This is a genomic window from Caldimonas sp. KR1-144 (assembly GCF_049446155.1).
Lineage (GTDB): Bacteria > Pseudomonadota > Gammaproteobacteria > Burkholderiales > Burkholderiaceae_C > Rivibacter.
This window is the reverse complement of the sequence record NZ_JBMSEE010000009.1, coordinates 204,437-219,802: the sequence shown is the minus strand read 5'-3', so window position 1 is coordinate 219,802 and position 15,366 is coordinate 204,437. Positions and strand designations below refer to the sequence as shown.

Annotated in this window: 14 protein-coding genes; 10 read left to right on the top strand and 4 right to left on the bottom strand. The window is 71.4% G+C overall.

What is annotated here, in order from left to right:
* The first annotated feature begins 4 nt into the window (after nucleotides 1-4).
* Entirely contained in the window at nucleotides 5-2,206 is a 2,202-nt protein-coding gene (gene cphA / locus ACO2TI_RS19930) for a cyanophycin synthetase (RefSeq protein ID WP_423286924.1), read from the top strand.
* A gap of 163 nt (nucleotides 2,207-2,369) precedes the next feature.
* Nucleotides 2,370-4,952: a cyanophycin synthetase gene (gene cphA / locus ACO2TI_RS19925; protein ID WP_423286923.1), complete on the top strand. Its 2,583-nt coding sequence runs from the start codon at nucleotides 2,370-2,372 to the stop codon at nucleotides 4,950-4,952.
* A 116-nt stretch (nucleotides 4,953-5,068) separates the two neighbouring features.
* On the opposite strand, the gene ACO2TI_RS19920 is transcribed toward cphA (ACO2TI_RS19925), so the two are convergent.
* From ACO2TI_RS19920 to ACO2TI_RS19910, 3 genes are all read right to left on the bottom strand, one after another.
* Nucleotides 5,069-5,572: a YcnI family protein gene (locus ACO2TI_RS19920; protein WP_423286922.1), complete on the bottom strand. Its 504-nt coding sequence runs from the start codon at nucleotides 5,570-5,572 to the stop codon at nucleotides 5,069-5,071.
* 14 nt (nucleotides 5,573-5,586) lie between these two features.
* On the bottom strand, nucleotides 5,587-7,659 hold the full coding sequence (locus ACO2TI_RS19915) for a TonB-dependent receptor family protein (protein ID WP_423286921.1): 2,073 nt from the start codon (nucleotides 7,657-7,659) through the stop codon (nucleotides 5,587-5,589).
* Nucleotides 7,660-7,739: 80 nt separating this feature from the next.
* On the bottom strand, nucleotides 7,740-8,114 hold the full coding sequence (locus tag ACO2TI_RS19910) for a DUF2946 family protein (RefSeq protein ID WP_423286920.1): 375 nt from the start codon (nucleotides 8,112-8,114) through the stop codon (nucleotides 7,740-7,742).
* Between the two features lie 44 nt (nucleotides 8,115-8,158).
* Between ACO2TI_RS19910 and ACO2TI_RS19905 the strand changes: the two genes are divergently transcribed.
* The 3 genes from ACO2TI_RS19905 to ACO2TI_RS19895 all read left to right on the top strand — a co-directional run bounded on the left by ACO2TI_RS19905 (nucleotide 8,159) and on the right by ACO2TI_RS19895 (nucleotide 10,805).
* Entirely contained in the window at nucleotides 8,159-8,851 is a 693-nt protein-coding gene (locus ACO2TI_RS19905) for a hypothetical protein (RefSeq protein WP_423286919.1), read from the top strand.
* A 104-nt stretch (nucleotides 8,852-8,955) separates the two neighbouring features.
* Complete coding sequence (locus tag ACO2TI_RS19900; RefSeq protein WP_423286918.1) at nucleotides 8,956-10,164, top strand: PAS domain S-box protein; 1,209 nt, start codon at nucleotides 8,956-8,958, stop codon at nucleotides 10,162-10,164.
* The gene (locus ACO2TI_RS19895) at nucleotides 10,161-10,805 is read left to right on the top strand and encodes a response regulator (RefSeq protein WP_423286917.1); all 645 of its coding nucleotides are present in this window, start codon (nucleotides 10,161-10,163) and stop codon (nucleotides 10,803-10,805) included. The genes ACO2TI_RS19900 and ACO2TI_RS19895 overlap by 4 nt, the downstream gene beginning before the upstream one ends.
* Before the next feature lie 7 nt (nucleotides 10,806-10,812).
* Here ACO2TI_RS19895 and ACO2TI_RS19890 read toward each other — a convergent pair whose 3' ends face one another.
* Nucleotides 10,813-11,127, bottom strand: a complete 315-nt coding sequence (locus tag ACO2TI_RS19890; RefSeq protein ID WP_423286916.1) for a c-type cytochrome — start codon at nucleotides 11,125-11,127, stop codon at nucleotides 10,813-10,815.
* Nucleotides 11,128-11,254: 127 nt separating this feature from the next.
* Between ACO2TI_RS19890 and ACO2TI_RS19885 the strand changes: the two genes are divergently transcribed.
* Genes ACO2TI_RS19885 through ACO2TI_RS19865 form a run of 5 tightly spaced genes read left to right on the top strand, consistent with a single transcriptional unit; the run spans nucleotide 11,255 to nucleotide 15,342 of the window.
* Complete coding sequence (locus tag ACO2TI_RS19885) at nucleotides 11,255-12,640, top strand: CmpA/NrtA family ABC transporter substrate-binding protein (RefSeq protein ID WP_423286915.1); 1,386 nt, start codon at nucleotides 11,255-11,257, stop codon at nucleotides 12,638-12,640.
* An 8-nt stretch (nucleotides 12,641-12,648) separates the two neighbouring features.
* Nucleotides 12,649-13,509: a nitrate ABC transporter permease gene (gene ntrB, locus ACO2TI_RS19880; RefSeq protein ID WP_423286914.1), complete on the top strand. Its 861-nt coding sequence runs from the start codon at nucleotides 12,649-12,651 to the stop codon at nucleotides 13,507-13,509.
* Nucleotides 13,499-14,386 carry an ABC transporter ATP-binding protein gene (locus tag ACO2TI_RS19875; RefSeq protein WP_423286913.1) on the top strand — a complete coding sequence of 296 codons (888 nt, stop codon included), beginning with the start codon at nucleotides 13,499-13,501 and terminating at the stop codon, nucleotides 14,384-14,386. Before ntrB ends, ACO2TI_RS19875 begins: the two co-directional genes overlap by 11 nt.
* Nucleotides 14,387-14,419: 33 nt before the next feature.
* Nucleotides 14,420-14,863, top strand: a complete 444-nt coding sequence (gene cynS / locus ACO2TI_RS19870) for a cyanase (protein ID WP_423286912.1) — start codon at nucleotides 14,420-14,422, stop codon at nucleotides 14,861-14,863.
* A 5-nt stretch (nucleotides 14,864-14,868) separates the two neighbouring features.
* Entirely contained in the window at nucleotides 14,869-15,342 is a 474-nt protein-coding gene (locus ACO2TI_RS19865) for a DUF1348 family protein (RefSeq protein ID WP_423286911.1), read from the top strand.
* Nucleotides 15,343-15,366 lie beyond the last annotated feature (24 nt).

The following is a 15,366-nucleotide window of genomic DNA, read 5'->3' as shown; positions in this document are numbered from 1 at the left end:
GAACATGACCCAAGCCACGCCGGTCCGGAAGAAGGACGACATTCAGCTCCTGCGCATCAACTACCTGCGCGGCCCCAACCTCTGGACCTACCGACCCGTGCTCGAGGTCTGGCTCGACCTGGGCGAGCTCGAGGACTTTCCCTCCAACCAGCTGCCGGGCTTCAACGAGCGGCTGTGCGCGTGGCTGCCGGCACTGGTCGAGCACCACTGCGGCGTCGGCGAGCGCGGCGGCTTCCTGCAGCGTCTGCAGGAGGGCACCTGGTGCGGCCACGTGCTCGAGCACGTGGTGATCGAGCTGCTCAACCTGTCGGGCATGCCCACCGGCTTCGGACAGACGCGCAGCACCTCGCAGCGCGGCGTCTACCGCATGGTGTTCCGCGCCCGCGACGAGCAGGTCGCGCGTGTCGCGCTGGCCCAGGGTCATCGGCTGCTGATGGCGGCGATCAACGACGAGGCCTTCGACGTCGCCGCAGCGGTGGCCGCGATCCGCGACACGCTCGACGACTGCTACCTCGGCCCCAGCACCGCGGCCATCGTCGCGGCGGCGACCGACCGCCGCATCCCGCACATCCGCCTCAATGACGGCAACCTGTGCCAGCTCGGCTACGGCGCGCGCCAGCGCCGCATCTGGACCGCTGAGACCGACCTCACCAGCGCGATCGCCGAAGGCATCGCCGGCGAGAAGGACCTGACCAAGAGCCTGCTGTCGGCCTGCGGCGTGCCGGTGCCCGAGGGCGAGGTCGTTGCCTCGGCCGAGGAGGCCTGGGAGGCCGCCGAGCGCATCGGCCTGCCGGTGGTGGTCAAACCCACCGACGGCAACCACGGCCGCGGCGTCACGCTCGATCTCAGCGTCCGCGAGGAGATCGAGGCCGCGTTCCGGCTGGCCGAGAACCACGGCAGCGAGGTCATCGTCGAGCGCTACATCCGCGGCCACGAGCACCGCGTGCTGGTGGTCGGCGGCAAGGTCGTGGCCGCCGCGCGCGGCGAGACCGCCTGGGTCACCGGCGATGGCACGTCGACGGTGCGCCAGCTGATCGATTCGCAGCTCAACACCGACCCGCGCCGCGGCCTGAGCGAGGACCATCCGCTCAACCGCATCGTCATCGAGGAGGACGAGGTCGTCGGCCTCGACCTGCAGCGCCAGGGCCTTCACGCCGACGCGGTGCCCGCGGCGGGGCGGCGCGTGCTGATCCAGCGCAACGGCAACGTCGCGATCGACTGCACCGACGAGGTCCACCCCGAGGTGGCGCATGCGGTCGCGCTGGCCGCGCGCATCGTCGGCCTCGACGTGGCCGGCATCGACGTCGTGTCCGAGGACATCGGCCGCCCGCTGCACGAGACCGGCGGCGCGGTGGTCGAGGTCAACGCCGGCCCCGGCCTGCTGTCGCACCTCAAGCCCGCGGTCGGCTCGCCGCGCCCGGTGGGCCGCGCGATCGTCGACCACCTGTTCCCCGAGACCGATGACGCGCACGGCGGCCATGCCGCGCAGGGGCGCATTCCCATCGTCGGCGTCAGCGGCACGCGCGGCACCGCGACGATCGCGCGCCTGGTCGCGTGGCTTTTGCACCTGGGCGGCCGCCATGTCGGCCTGGCCTGCCGCGATGGCCTGTTCCTCGACCGCCGCCGCGTCGAGCGCGGCGATTGCGCGCGCTGGGCGCCAGGGCGGCGCTTGCTGATCAATCGCAACGTCGAGGCCGCGGTGTTCGAGCACGACGCCGCCGGCATCCTCGGCGAAGGCCTGGTCTACGACCGCTGCGACGTCGGCGTCGTGACCGATCTCGACGGCGCCGAGTCGCTCGCGCGCTTCGACATCCAGGCTTCCGACCAGCTGGTCAAGGTGCTGCGCACCCAGGTCGACGTGGTGCTGTCCGACGGCGCCGCGGTGCTCAACGCGGCCGACGAACGCATCGCCGGCATGGCCTCGCTGTGCGACGGCGAGGCCATCCTCTATGCGGTCGACGCCGCGCTGCCGGCGATCGCCTCGCATCGCGCCGACGGCGGGCGCGCGGTCTGCCTGCGCGACGGCCGGGTCATGCTCGCGCACGGCGCGCACGAAACGATGCTCAGCGAGCATGCGCGTGCCGAGGCGGTGCCGCTCGACCCAGAGGTCCTGCTCGCCGCGGTGGCCGCGGCCTGGGCCATGGGCACCTCGCCGGACCTGATTGCCGCCGGCATCGAAACCTTCGAGCCCGCACTGACCGCGTGATGACCCACCCCCGAAGCGCCTTCGGCGCCTCCCCCTCGAGGGCGCGCCGCGAGTGGACCGGCAAAGGCGGATCCACCGCGTCCGCTGGAATTGGCCGATTGCTGCGACCGAGCGCCCGTTGAGCGCCTGTTAGAACCGAGAGAACACGAGAGAAAGACCGTCGATGGACGTTTCGCGCATCCGGGCCCTGCGCGGCCCGAACCTCTGGAGCCGCCACACCGCGATCGAGGCGATCGTTTCCTGCACACCCGAGGAGCGCTCGATCAGCGGCTTGGCCGGCTTCGAGGCGCGGCTGCGCTCGCTGTTTCCCGGCATCGGCGAGGCCTGGCCGGGTGCCGACGGCGCGGCGCCGGTGTCGCTGGCGCACGTGCTCGAGCTTGCGACGCTGTCGCTGCAGACCCAGGCCGGCTGCCCGGTCACGTTCAGCCGCACCTCCGAGACGGTGGAGACCGGCACCTACCAGGTGGTGGTCGAGTACAGCGAGGAGCCGGTCGGCCGCCTCGCCTTCGACCTCGCCTGCGCGCTGATCGACGCGGCGCGCGGCGATGTGCGCAACGGCAGCGAGTTCGCCGTCGATGCCGCAATCGCCAAGCTGCGCGAGCTCGACGAAGACGTGCGCCTGGGCCCCAGCACCGGCTCGATCGTCAACGCCGCGGTGCTGCGCGGCATTCCCTACCGGCGCCTGACCGAGGGCAGCCTGGTGCAGTTCGGCTGGGGCGCGAAGCAGCGCCGCATCCAGGCCGCCGAGGTCGATTCCACCAGCGCCGTGGCCGAGTCGATTGCGCAGGACAAGGACCTCACCAAGACCCTGCTGCAGGCCGCGGGCGTGCCGGTGCCGATCGGCCGGCCGGTCGAGACCGCGGACGAAGCCTGGCAGGTGGCCCAGGAGATCGGCCTGCCGGTGGTCGTGAAGCCGCAGGACGGCAACCAGGGCAAGGGCGTCACGGTCAACATCGTCGACCGTGCGCACCTCGAGATCGCGTTCAAGGCTGCGGCCGAGATCGGCACCGTGATGGTCGAGAAGTACCTGCCGGGCAGCGACTTCCGCCTGCTCGTCGTCGGCCAGCGCCTGGTGGCGGCGGCGCGGCGCGACCCGCCGCACGTGATCGGCGACGGCGAGCACACGGTGCGCGAGCTGGTGGACCGCGTCAACGCCGACCCGCGCCGCGGCGACGGCCATGCGACCTCGCTGACCAAGATCCGCTTCGACGAGATCGCGATCGCGCGCCTGGCGGCGCAGGGCATGAAGCCCGAGTCGGTGCCCGAGAAGGGCCAGCGCGTGATCCTGCGCAACAACGCCAACCTCAGCACCGGCGGCACCGCGACCGATGTGACGGACGACGTGCATCCCGAGGTCGCCGCGCGTGCCGCCGCGGCCGCGCAAATGGTCGGCCTGCACATCTGCGGCGTCGACGTGGTGTGCGAGAGCGTGCTGCGCCCGCTCGAAGAACAGCACGGCGGCATCGTCGAGGTCAACGCCGCGCCGGGCCTGCGCATGCACCTGTCGCCGTCGTACGGCAAGGGCCGCAATGTCGGCGAGGCGATCATCAACCACCTCTACGCGCCCGGCGACGACGGCCGCATCCCGGTGGTGGCCGTCACCGGCACCAACGGCAAGACCACGGTCACGCGCCTGATCGCTCACCTGCTGGCCACCAGCGGCCTGCGCGTGGGCATGACCAACACCGACGGCGTCTACGTCAACGGCCGCCAGACCGACAGCGGTGACTGCTCCGGCCCGCGCAGCGCGCGCAACGTGCTGATGCACCCGGAGGTCGACGCGGCGGTGTTCGAGACCGCGCGCGGCGGCGTGCTGCGCGAGGGCCTGGGCTTCGACCGCTGCTCGGTCGCGGTGGTCACCAACATCGGCGCCGGCGACCACCTGGGCCTGAACTACATCACCACCGTCGAAGACCTCGCGGTGCTCAAGCGCGTGATCGTGCAGAACGTTGCCGAGAGCGGCTACGCGGTGCTCAACGCGACCGACGCCAACGTCTCCGCGATGGCCTCGGTGTGCCCGGGCCAGGTGATCTTCTTCGCCGCCGACCGCACGCACCCGGTGATGGCCACGCACCGCGCCCAGGGACGGCGCGTGGTTTACGTGGAAGACGGCGCGATCGTCGCCGCCGAGGGCTCGTGGCGCGAGCGTCTGCCGCTGGCCGAGGTGCCGCTCACGCGCGGCGGCGCGATCGGCTTCCAGGTCGAGAACGCGATGGCTTCCGTCGCGGCAGCCTGGGGCGTGGGCCTGAGCTGGGACGCGGTGAGCCGCGGGCTGGCGAGCTTCGTCAACGACAGCGCCAATGCGCCCGGGCGCTTCAACGTGATGGACTATCGCGGCGCGACGCTGATCGCCGACTACGGCCACAACCCCGATGCGATGCGCGCCTTGGTGCAGGCCGTCGAGGCACTGCCGGCCAAGCGCCGCTCCGTCGTGATCAGCGGCGCCGGCGACCGCCGCGACGACGACATCCGCGAGCAAACGCGCATCCTCGGCGCCGCGTTCGACGACGTGATCCTCTACCAGGACGCCGCGCAACGCGGCCGCGCCGACGGCGAGGTGATGGCGCTGTTGCGCGAGGGCCTGGCAGGCGCGGCCCGCACGACGCACGTCGAGGAAATCCGCGGCGAGTTCAAGGCCATCGACACGGCGCTCGCGCGCCTGCAGCCGGGCGACCTGAGCCTGGTGCTGGTCGACCAGGTCGAGGAGGCGCTCGCCTACTTGCGCGAGAAGTGCGAGGGGCGCTGAGGCTGCGCTCTGCTCCCTCTCCCTCGGGGAGAGGGCCGGGGTGAGGGGCTCGTGCGGGCCGACTGCCTCACCCTCACCCCCGCCCTCTGCCGCAAGCGGGCGAGGGAGTTCCTTCCCTAGTGATGCGCGTGGCCTGACGTCGCGGCCGGCATCACCTTCAACACCGGCGCCGGCGTCGCCGAATCGGCCGTGCCGTTCCACGTCGCCTCGCCCTTCTCGCAGGTCTGCTGCACGACGAAGCGCAGCTCGCCCGGAGCATCGGGCAGCTTCGCGCGGATCGCGAACTCGTCGAACAAGTCGCTCGCGAGAGAACCGCCGTCCCAGCCGATGCGCGCCGCGGTGCTGTCGACCGCGCGCCCGTGCAGCTGCACGGGCGGATCGAGCCGGGCGCTCTCGATGGTCAGCCGCCAGTCGGGCTTGGGCATCGGCCGTGCCGCGATCACGCCTGGCGGCAGCGTGACGCTGACGCCGGTGGTGGGGCTGCCGGCGCAGCCGTGCGGCACCGTGAACACCAGCTTCACGTAGGAGCCGGCCTCGGCTTCGGCGGGCGCGAGCGTCACGTGGGCGAAGGCGGGTGCCGCGAACATCAGCGCGGCGAAGGCGGCGAAGGGCTTGGTCATGGTCAAGGTCGGTTTCATCGGTTGAAGCGCCAGTCGATGCCGGCGTAGATCGCACGGCCGTCGCCTGGGAGGAACTGCGCGGCATCGCGGCCGCCGGCGTCGCGCACGAGGCCTGTGGTCGCGGCGTAGTGCTTTTCGGCGAGGTTGCGGGCGTCGACGAACCAGCTCAGATGCCGGCCCAGGTCGCCGGCCAGGCGCAGGCCCCAGATCGCGTAGCCGGGCGCGAAGAAGCTGCGGGCGAAATCGATCGCGTAGCCGCTCGCGCCTTCGGCCTGCAGCGCGACGAGCATGCCCGAGGCGAAACGCCAGCCAAGCTGCGCGCGCGCCGCGTCGCGCGGCAGCCCGGGCAGGCGTGCGTCGCCATAGGTCGGATCGCCGTCGAAGCGGAAGTCGTTGAGCAGCATGGACGTGCGCCACTCGATGCGGCCCGGCGTGTCGAACGGCGCGGCCTGGCCGGCGAGGCCAAGCTCGATGCCGCGGTGGCGCGTGCGCGGCGCATTGACCGTGATGGTCGCGCCGAGGTCGTTGGTCGCGATCGACAGCAGCTCGTCGTGCAAGCGCGCGTCGTAGAGCGCGAGGTCCCATTCGAGTGCGGCGCCGAGCCGCCCGCGCGTGCCGAGTTCGAGCGTGGTTGCGCGCTGCGCGTCGTTGTCGAGCGGGCGCACGCCGCCGGCGAGCTCGCTGAAGCTCGGCGGCTCGAAGCTGTTCGAGACATTGGCGAACCACTGCACGCGCGGGCTCGCGGTCCACACTGCGCCCAGCTTCGGGCTGGCGCGCCGATAGCGGTGCTCGAAGCTTTCGCTCAGCGGATCGGCCGCGGTGCCGGCGACGAAGCGGTCGTCGAGCTCGCGCGTCGCGCGCACCCACTGCACGCCGGCCACCAGCGCGAGATCCGGCCGCGCCCACCACTGGTTCTCGGCGTAGAGCTCGAGGTTGCTCGCGCGCTGCTCGCTCTCGTTGGTGCGCGCGCCGGGCGCACCGGCGACGTTGACGAAGCGGTCCTCGTGCGTGCGACCGCGGCTCGGCGCGATGCCGGCAACGAAGCGGTTGCGCGCGCCCGCGAGATCACCTTCGCTGACCACGCGCAGCTCCAGCCCGAGGTCCTGGTTGCGCTGGCGGATCACCTGGAAGATCGGGTGATCGAGTTCCTTGTAGGAGGCGTAGGCGAACAGCTCCAGCTGGCTGGCGGCGCCGAGCTGCCACACGGTCTTGTTCGACAGCCGCGTCCACTCGATGTCGCGGTGCTGGTCGAGCGCGACATTGCCCGGGTTCGCGGCGCGCGGGTCGTCTTCCAGCTGCGCGCGCGTGATCGATCCCGGCAGCTCGGAGACGCTGTTCACATAGCCCACGTAGAAGCGCGTGGCGATGTCCGCGGCGAGTTGCCAGCCGAGGTTGGCGAAGATGCGGCCGGTGTCCTGCTTCGCGTGTTCGCGATAGCCGTCCTGGCGAAAGCCGCCGGCGCCGACGTAGTAGTCGCCGCCGCCTGCGAACACGTCGCCGGTCGCGGCGAGCACGCGCCGGTAGCCGTTGCTGCCGGCCTCGGCACGCGCGCGCACGAGGTTGCTGTTGATGCCGTTGGGCGAGACGAAGTTGACCGCGCCGCCGAGCGCGGCGGCGCCGTACTGCAGCGCGTTGGCGCCGCGCCAGACCTCGACGTAGCGCGCCGTCAGCGGCTCGATGGCCTGGAAGTCGAAGCTGCCGTCGGCCAGGTTCAGCGGCACGCCGTCTTGCATCAGCTTGAGGCCGCGGCCGTGGAAGGTGCGCTGCAGCCCGGAGCCGCGCACCGAGACGCGCGCCTCCTCGGCGCCGAAGCGCGGCTGCACCGACACGCCCGGCGCGTAGCCGAGCGCGTCGCTCAAGGTCGAGACGCGGCCTTCGCGGTAGCTCTCGGCATCGGCGACGCCGGCGCCGCCGGGCGTGAGCTCGATGCGCGCCCGCGCGGTCGGCAGGTCGGGTTGGGTGGGCGTCGAGGCGTCGGGATGCTTCTGGGCGGTGACGACGACGGGTGGCAGCACGGGGGCCGGCGCGGTCTGCGCGGCGGCAGCACCGGCCAGCGCCGCGAATGCGGCGAACGAAGGGCGAAGCATGGATCGCGGTCCTGATGAGCAAGGCGGCCCGCGGCCTCGCAAGGCCGCGGGTGCGAAGGCGCAGCAGCGCTGCGCGTCTCTCAGCAGGTGAAGGCGGGCGGGCCGCGCGAAGGCGGCGAGGGCAGGGCCGCGGCGCGCGGCAGCGACTCGGGTGCGGCGGCCACGCTGCCGGGCGCGGGCGGCCACGGCGGCAACGCCGCCACGGCCTGCGGCAGCAGCGGCGTCGGCAGCTGGCAGCAGTCGTGATGGTGCGAGGCGGCGCCGGCATCGACCGGCTCACCGTTGGCGTCGACCTGGCGCGGGCCGTCGACGCTGCAGACCTCGAACAGCCCGCCGGCGACCGGCATCGCCTGTGCGGCGCCGACGGCGATCTGCCACAGCAGCGCGAATGCGAGCCACAGCGCGACGCCGAAGCGGCGCGGCGACGAGGCGCGAAGGGTCGTGAACCGTGGCATGCGGGGCGCGAGTGTACGGGCGCGCCGGCGGCTATAACGGCGGCATGCGCTCGATCCTCGTTTTCTTCCTGGCCGCCGCGGCCGTCCTCGGACCCGCCCAGGCGCAGACCGACAACCGCTTGCCGCTGCGCAACCTGCTGGTCGAGGTGCGCCACGGCGAGGCGCGGCAGTTCGAACAGCGCGCCGCGGGCGTCGACGGCGCCGGTGTCGCGATCGCAAGCGATGGCTCGGTGCGCGGCAGCGCCCAGGTCACGCTCGGCGAGTCGCGCAGCAGCGGCCGCGGCGACGCGACGCAGCAGCTCACCGTGCTCAACGGCCGCGAGGCGATGCTGCGCGTCGGCGCGACGGTGCCGCTGCAGTGGCTGGAGTGGGCCTGGACGCCGCAGGGCCCGGCGCTGATCGGCAGTAGCCAGCAGGTCGACGTCGGCCGCCAGGTCGCCGTGCGGCCGAGCTGGCCGGGCGGCCACGCGCCGGTAACTGTGGAGGTGCGCACCGAGGCCGCGGCCCTGGCGGCCGGCGGCATGCGCCCGCGCTACGCGCCCGACGGCCAGCCGCTGCCCGAGGGCAGCGTCGAGCGCGCCGGCGTGCTGACGACGATGCAGCTGCCGCTGGGCGAATGGGTCACGGTGGCGCGCTCGGGCGACGAGGCGGCGCAGGCGCAGCGCGGCGCGCTGTCGACGCGCGACGTTGCCGGCTCGCGCGCTTATGTGGTGCAGATGCGCATGAGCGCGCCTTGACCGCGCCCTGACGGCGCGCTGCGCGCGCCGGTCGCACCGATCACGCACCGCTGCGGGGCGCTGCGTTCGCCGCGCGCGGGCACATCGCTTGCGATGTCGCGACCATGAGCGCCGTCCTCGCCCATCGGAATCCCGCGCCGTTCGCGGCCGCCTCGCCGGCCTGGCGCGACAGGCTCTCGCTGCTGCTCGAATCGACCGGCGACGGCGTGTTCGGCATCGACCTCGCGGGCTGCGCGACCTTCGTCAACCGCGCCGCGGCGCAGATGCTGGGCCACGAGGTCGATGCGGTGATCGGGCGCAACATGCACGCGCTGATCCACCATACGCACGCCGGCGGCGCCCACTACCCCGAGGCCGACTGCCCGATCTTCAACGCCTTTCGCCGCGGCCTGCCCTGCCGCATCGACGACGAGGTGCTGTGGCGCGCCGACGGCAGCGCGTTCGCGGCCGAGTATTCGAGCTATCCGGTGATCGAGGCCGGCGTCGTCGTCGGCGCGGTGGTCACGATCAAGGACATCACCGACCGCAAGCGCGCCGAGGAGGCCCTGCTGGGCGCCAAGCGCGAACTCGAGCGCAGCAACGACGCGCTCGAGCAGCGCGTCGCCGCGCGCACCGTGCAGCTCAGCCGCGCGCTCGACCAACTGCGCGAGCTCGCCGCGCACCTCGAGACGGTGCGCGAGAGCGAGCGCACGCGCATCGCGCGCGAGATCCATGACGAACTCGGCTCGCTGCTGGTGGCGCTGAAGATGGACGTCGGCTGGCTCGGCAAGCGCCTCGACGACCGCCCCGAGCTGCACTGCAAGTGCCAGGGCATGGGCCGCATGATCGACGCGGCGGTCGACAACGTCGGGCGCATCATCACCGACCTGCGCCCCAGCATCCTCGACCACCAGGGTCTGTGGGCCGCGCTCGAATGGCAGGCGCAGGAGTTCGTCGAGGCGACCGAACTCGAGGCCGATCTCCATGTGCACGTGGCGGCCGGCGTCGCGGCGCCCGATGGCGGGCTGTCGATCGCGGTGTTCCGCATCTTCCAGGAGATGCTGTCCAACGTGGCGCGCCACGCGCGCGCCAGGCACGTGGCCATCCGCATCGTGGTGGACGATCCTCCCGAGCCGATGCTCTACATCGATGTGCGCGACGACGGCATCGGCGCCGCGGCCGACGCGCTGGCCGCGCCGCGCAGCTACGGCGTGCTCGGCATGCGCGAGCGCGCGGCGCACTTCGGTGGCCGGCTCTCGATCGACAGCGCGCCCGGCGCCGGCACGCGCGTGCGCCTGGCGATGCCGCTGCCGCACGGGGAGGGCGCGCGATGACGATCCGCGTGCTGATCTGCGACGACCACCAGATCGTGCGCCAGGGCATCCGCCAGATGTTGGCCGACGCGAGCGATCTCGCGGTGGCGGGCGAGGCCGTCGACGGACCGCAGGCCGTGGCGGCGGTGCGCGCCGGCGGCATCGACGTGGTGCTGCTGGACATCGCGATGCCGCAGCGCGACGGGCTCGACGTGCTCAAGCAGCTGCGCGCCGAGTTTCCCAAGCTGCCGGTGCTGATGCTCAGCACCTACCCCGACAAGCAGTACGCGGTGCGCTCGCTCAAGCTGGGCGCGGCCGGCTACCTGAACAAGAGCGCCGACTCCGAGCAGATGGCCGGTGCGATCCGCAAGGTCGCCGGCGGCGGGCTGTTCATCACGCCGGCGGTGGCCGAGCAGCTGGCCGCCAGCCTCGGCGCGGGGCATGCGGACGAGAAGCCGCTGCACGAGCGCTTGTCGCACCGCGAGTACCAGGTGTTCCGCCTGCTGGCGGCGGGCCGCAGCGTCGGCGAGATCGCCGGGCAGCTGGTGCTGTCGTCCAACACGGTGAGCACCTACCGGGCGCGCATCCTCGAGAAGACCGGCGCGCGCAACGACGTCGAGCTGGCGTTGTACGCGGTGCGGCAGGAACTGGTGCCGGTGTAGCGCAGCCTCAGCGCAGCTCGGCCTGGGCGCGCAGGTAGGCCCAGATCGCGTCGAGCTCGCGCACGACCAGCGGCTGGCTGCGGTAGCCGGGCATGCCGCGCTCGCTGCCGTCGAGCACGTAGCGGTCGAAGCGCTCGCGCGAGCCGTCGCGCACCGCGGCCAGCAGCGATGGCCCGGACCAGCCGTCGTAGTGCTTGCCGTGGCAGCGCGCGCAATCCATGGCGCGCAGCGCGTCGCGACCGCGCGCCTGCAGCACCTGGGCGTCGGCCTGTGCGAGCGCGACGCACGGCGCGGCGAGCAGGGCGATCCAGGCGGGCTTCATGCGCGGCAGTCTGCACCGACCTCGGCGCGAGGTCATGTAGTGCCAGCCCTACAAGGAAATGGCATGCCGCGCGATGGCGCCGGCGGCCGGGCGTCCCGACACTGGATGCGCAGCAAGGAGTGAATCGATGAGCCGCTACTTCCGCCCCTTCGACCCCGATCAGCCGCTCATGGCGAAGTGCGGCTGCGGCCGCGACCACACGGTGGGCGAGCATGCGCGCGAGGCCGAGGCAGCGGCCTCGCCGGAACGCGACACCGAGCGCTTCTCGCGCGAGTTCATCGAGGCCACGCTGGTCAAGGCGCTGTTCCCGCACGAGCCGCTGCGCCGCCGCTTCCTGCAGGCCGTGGGCGCGAATACGGCGCGCGCGGCGATCGCCTCGCTGCTGCCGCTGGGGGCGCTGGAGGCGATGGCCCAGGACCGAAAGCCGCTCGAGAAGAAGGATCTCAAGATCGGCTTCATCGCGATCACCTGCGCGACGCCGCTGATCATGGCCGACCCGCTGGGCTTCTATAAGCAGCAGGGCCTGAACGTGCAGCTCAACAAGACCGCGGGCTGGGCGCTGATCCGCGACAAGATGATCAACAAGGAGCACGACGCCTCGCACTTCCTGTCGCCGATGCCGCTGGCGATCTCGATGGGCCTGGGCTCGACGCAGACGCCGATGAACGTCGCGACGATCCAGAACATCAACGGCCAGGCGATCACGCTGCACCTCAAGCACAAGGACAAGCGCGACCCGAAGCAGTGGAAGGGCTTCAAGTTCGCGGTGCCGTTCGAGTACAGCATGCACAACTTCCTGTTGCGCTACTACCTGGCCGAGAACGGCGTGAACCCGGACACCGACGTGCAGATCCGCGTCACGCCGCCGCCGGAGATGGTGGCCAACCTGCGCGCCGGCAACATCGACGGCTTCCTCGGACCCGACCCGTTCAACCAGCGCGCGGTCTACGACGAGGTGGGCTTCATCCACCTGCTGTCCAAGGAGATCTGGGACGGCCATCCGTGCTGCGCGTTCGGCGTGAGCGGCGAGTTCATCAAGCAGAACCCGAACACCTTCGCGGCCCTGTACCGCGCGGTGCTGACCGCGGCGGCCATGGCGCGCGAAGCGAAGAACCGCGAGCTGATCGCCAAGGTCATCAGCCCCGCGGCCTACCTGAACCAGCCCGAGACGGTGGTCGCGCAGGTGCTGACCGGCCGCTTCGCCGACGGCCTGGGCGGCGTGAAGAACGTGCCCGAGCGCGCCGACTTCGACCCGGTGCCGTGGCAGAGCATGGCGGTGTGGATGCTCACGCAGATGAAGCGCTGGGGCTACGTGAAGGGCGACGTGGACTACCGCCAGATCGCCGAGAAGGTGTTCCTGCTGACCGACGCGCGCAAGACCATGACCGAGCTCGGCCAGAAGGCGCCGGCGGCGGGCGCGGCGTACCCGAAGTTCAAGGTCATGGGCCGCGAGTTCGATCCGGCGAAGGCCGACGAATACGCGAAGAGCTTTCCGATCAGCAAGCTGGCCTGAGCCCGTCGATGAAAACCTCGTTGAGAGCGCGCGCCGCGCTGCTGTCGGTGCTGCTGCTGTTCGTGCTGCTGGCCATCTGGCACGTCGCCACCTTGCCGAAGAGCGTGTCGCCGGCCGCTGCCCTGACGCCCGAACAGATCGAGTACGCCAAGCTGCTCGGCAAGGACCCGCAGGCCGAGGCCAAGAGCGAAGGCTTTCCGACGCTGTCGCAGCTGGGCGCCGCGATCGCCGCCAACCTGAGGCAGCCCTTCTACGACAACGGCCCCAACGACAAGGGCATCGGCATCCAGCTCGCGCATTCGCTGGCGCGCGTCGGCCTGGGCTTCGGCATCGCCGCGCTGGTGGCCGTGCCGCTCGGTTTCCTGGTCGGCATGAGCCCGCTGCTCTATCGCGCGCTCGACCCGTTCATCCAGGTGCTCAAGCCGATCTCGCCGCTGGCCTGGATGCCGCTGGCGCTCTACACGATCAAGGATTCGTCGATCTCGGGCGTGTTCGTGATCTTCATCTGCTCGATCTGGCCGATGCTGATCAACACCGCCTTCGGCGTCGCGAACGTGCGGCGCGAGTGGCTGGCGGTGGCGCGCACGCTGGAGGTCTCGCACCTGCGGCGCGCCTTCGAGGTGATCTTGCCGGCGGCGGCGCCGACCATCGTGACCGGCATGCGCATCAGCATGGGCATCGCATGGCTGGTGATCGTGGCGGCCGAGATGCTGGTGGGCGGCACCGGCATCGGCTATTTCGTCTGGAACGAGTGGAACAACCTGTCGCTCACCAACGTGATCTTCGCGATCCTGGTGATCGGCGTGGTCGGCATGGCGCTGGACGCGCTGTTCGCGCGGCTGCAGAAGGCGGTGACCTATGTTGAATGAGGAGCCCCCACGCTCGCTGCGTTCGCTGCCCCCCGAGGGGGCGCAGTCGCCTTGGGGCGGCCCGGCGGCGACTGGAGCCCGCTACCTGCGCGTGGAGGGCCTGGCCAAGACCTACGCCGGCGCCGAAGAGCCGGTGTTCGATGGCGTGCACTTCGACATCGCGCGCGGCGAGTTCGTCTGCATCATCGGCCACAGCGGCTGCGGCAAGACGACCATCCTCAACGTGCTCGCCGGCCTGGAGCAGGCCAGCGCCGGCCACGTGATCATGGACGAGCGCGAGGTCGCCGGTCCCAGCCTCGAGCGCGGCGTGGTGTTCCAGGGGCACGCGCTGATGCCCTGGCTCACGGTGCGGCGCAACGTGGCCTTCGCGGTGCGCAGCAAGTGGCCGCACTGGAGCGCGAAGCAGGTCGACGAGCAGGTCGAGCGCTACGTGCGCATGGTCGGCCTCGGTCCGGCGATCGACAAGAAGCCGGCGCAGCTCTCGGGCGGCATGAAGCAGCGCGTGGGCATTGCGCGCGCGTTCGCGATCGAACCCAAGATGCTGCTGCTCGACGAGCCCTTCGGCGCGCTCGACGCGCTCACGCGCGGCACGATCCAGGACGAGCTGCTCAGGATCTGCGCGCAGACGCAGCAGACCGTGTTCATGATCACGCACGACGTCGACGAGGCGATCCTGCTGGCCGACACCATCTTGCTGATGAGCAACGGCCCACGCGCCCGCGTGGCCGAGGCGGTGCGCAACACGCTGCCGCGCGATCGCCAGCGCGCCACGCTGCACCACACGCCGGGCTTCTATGCGCTGCGCAACCATCTGGTCGACTTTCTCGTCAGCCGCGCGGCCGCGCCGGCGGCGCCCCATCTTCAGCGCGTCGCCTGAGGCGGCGCTTCACCCCAGCACAGGAGCCTCGCCATGAGCCGTCTCGACGTCACCGAAAAAATCATCGCCGCCAAGGTGGCCAAGGGCCTGAAGTGGTCCGACGTGGCCGCCAAGGTCGGCCTCAGCAAGGAATGGGTCACCGCGGCCTGCCTCGGCCAGATGACGCTCAATGCCGAGCAGGCCGGCGTGGTGGCCGAGCTGTTCGGCCTGTCCGATGCCGACAAGCAATGGCTGATGGTCGTGCCCTACAAGGGCTCGCTGCCCACCAGCGTGCCGACCGACCCGCTGATCTACCGCTTCTACGAGCTGATCAGCATCTACGGCACGACCTTCAAGGAACTGATCCACGAGGAGTTCGGCGACGGGATCATGAGCGCGATCGACTTCAAGATGGACCTGCAGCGCGAGCCGAATCCGGCAGGCGATCGGGTCAGCATCACGATGTCGGGCAAGTTCCTGCCGTACAAGACCTACTGACGAGCATGAATGCCGGTCTGCGTCCGCCGCTGCCGCCCTTCGATGAAGCCGCCGCGCGCCTGAAGGTCCGCCTCGCCGAAGACGCCTGGAACACGCGCGACCCCGAGCGCGTGGCGCGGGCCTACACCAAGGACACGCGCTGGCGAAACCGCAGCGAGTTCCCGCTCGGCCGCGAGCAGGTGCGCGCCTTCCTTGCGCGCAAGTGGGCGCGCGAGCTCGACTATCGGCTCATCAAGGAGCTGTGGGCCTACGGCGAGCGCCGCATCGCGGTGCGCTTTGCCTACGAGTGGCACGACGACGCCGGCCAATGGTTTCGCAGCCACGGCAACGAGAACTGGGAGTTCGACGACCTGGGCCTGATGGCGGTGCGCCACGCCAGCATCAACGACGTGCCGATCGCCGAGCACGAGCGGCTGTACCGCTGGCCGCTCGGCCGGCGGCCGGACGATCATCCCGGGCTGTCGCAGTTGGGCTTGTGAGATCGCCGACGGCGAACCGTCGAT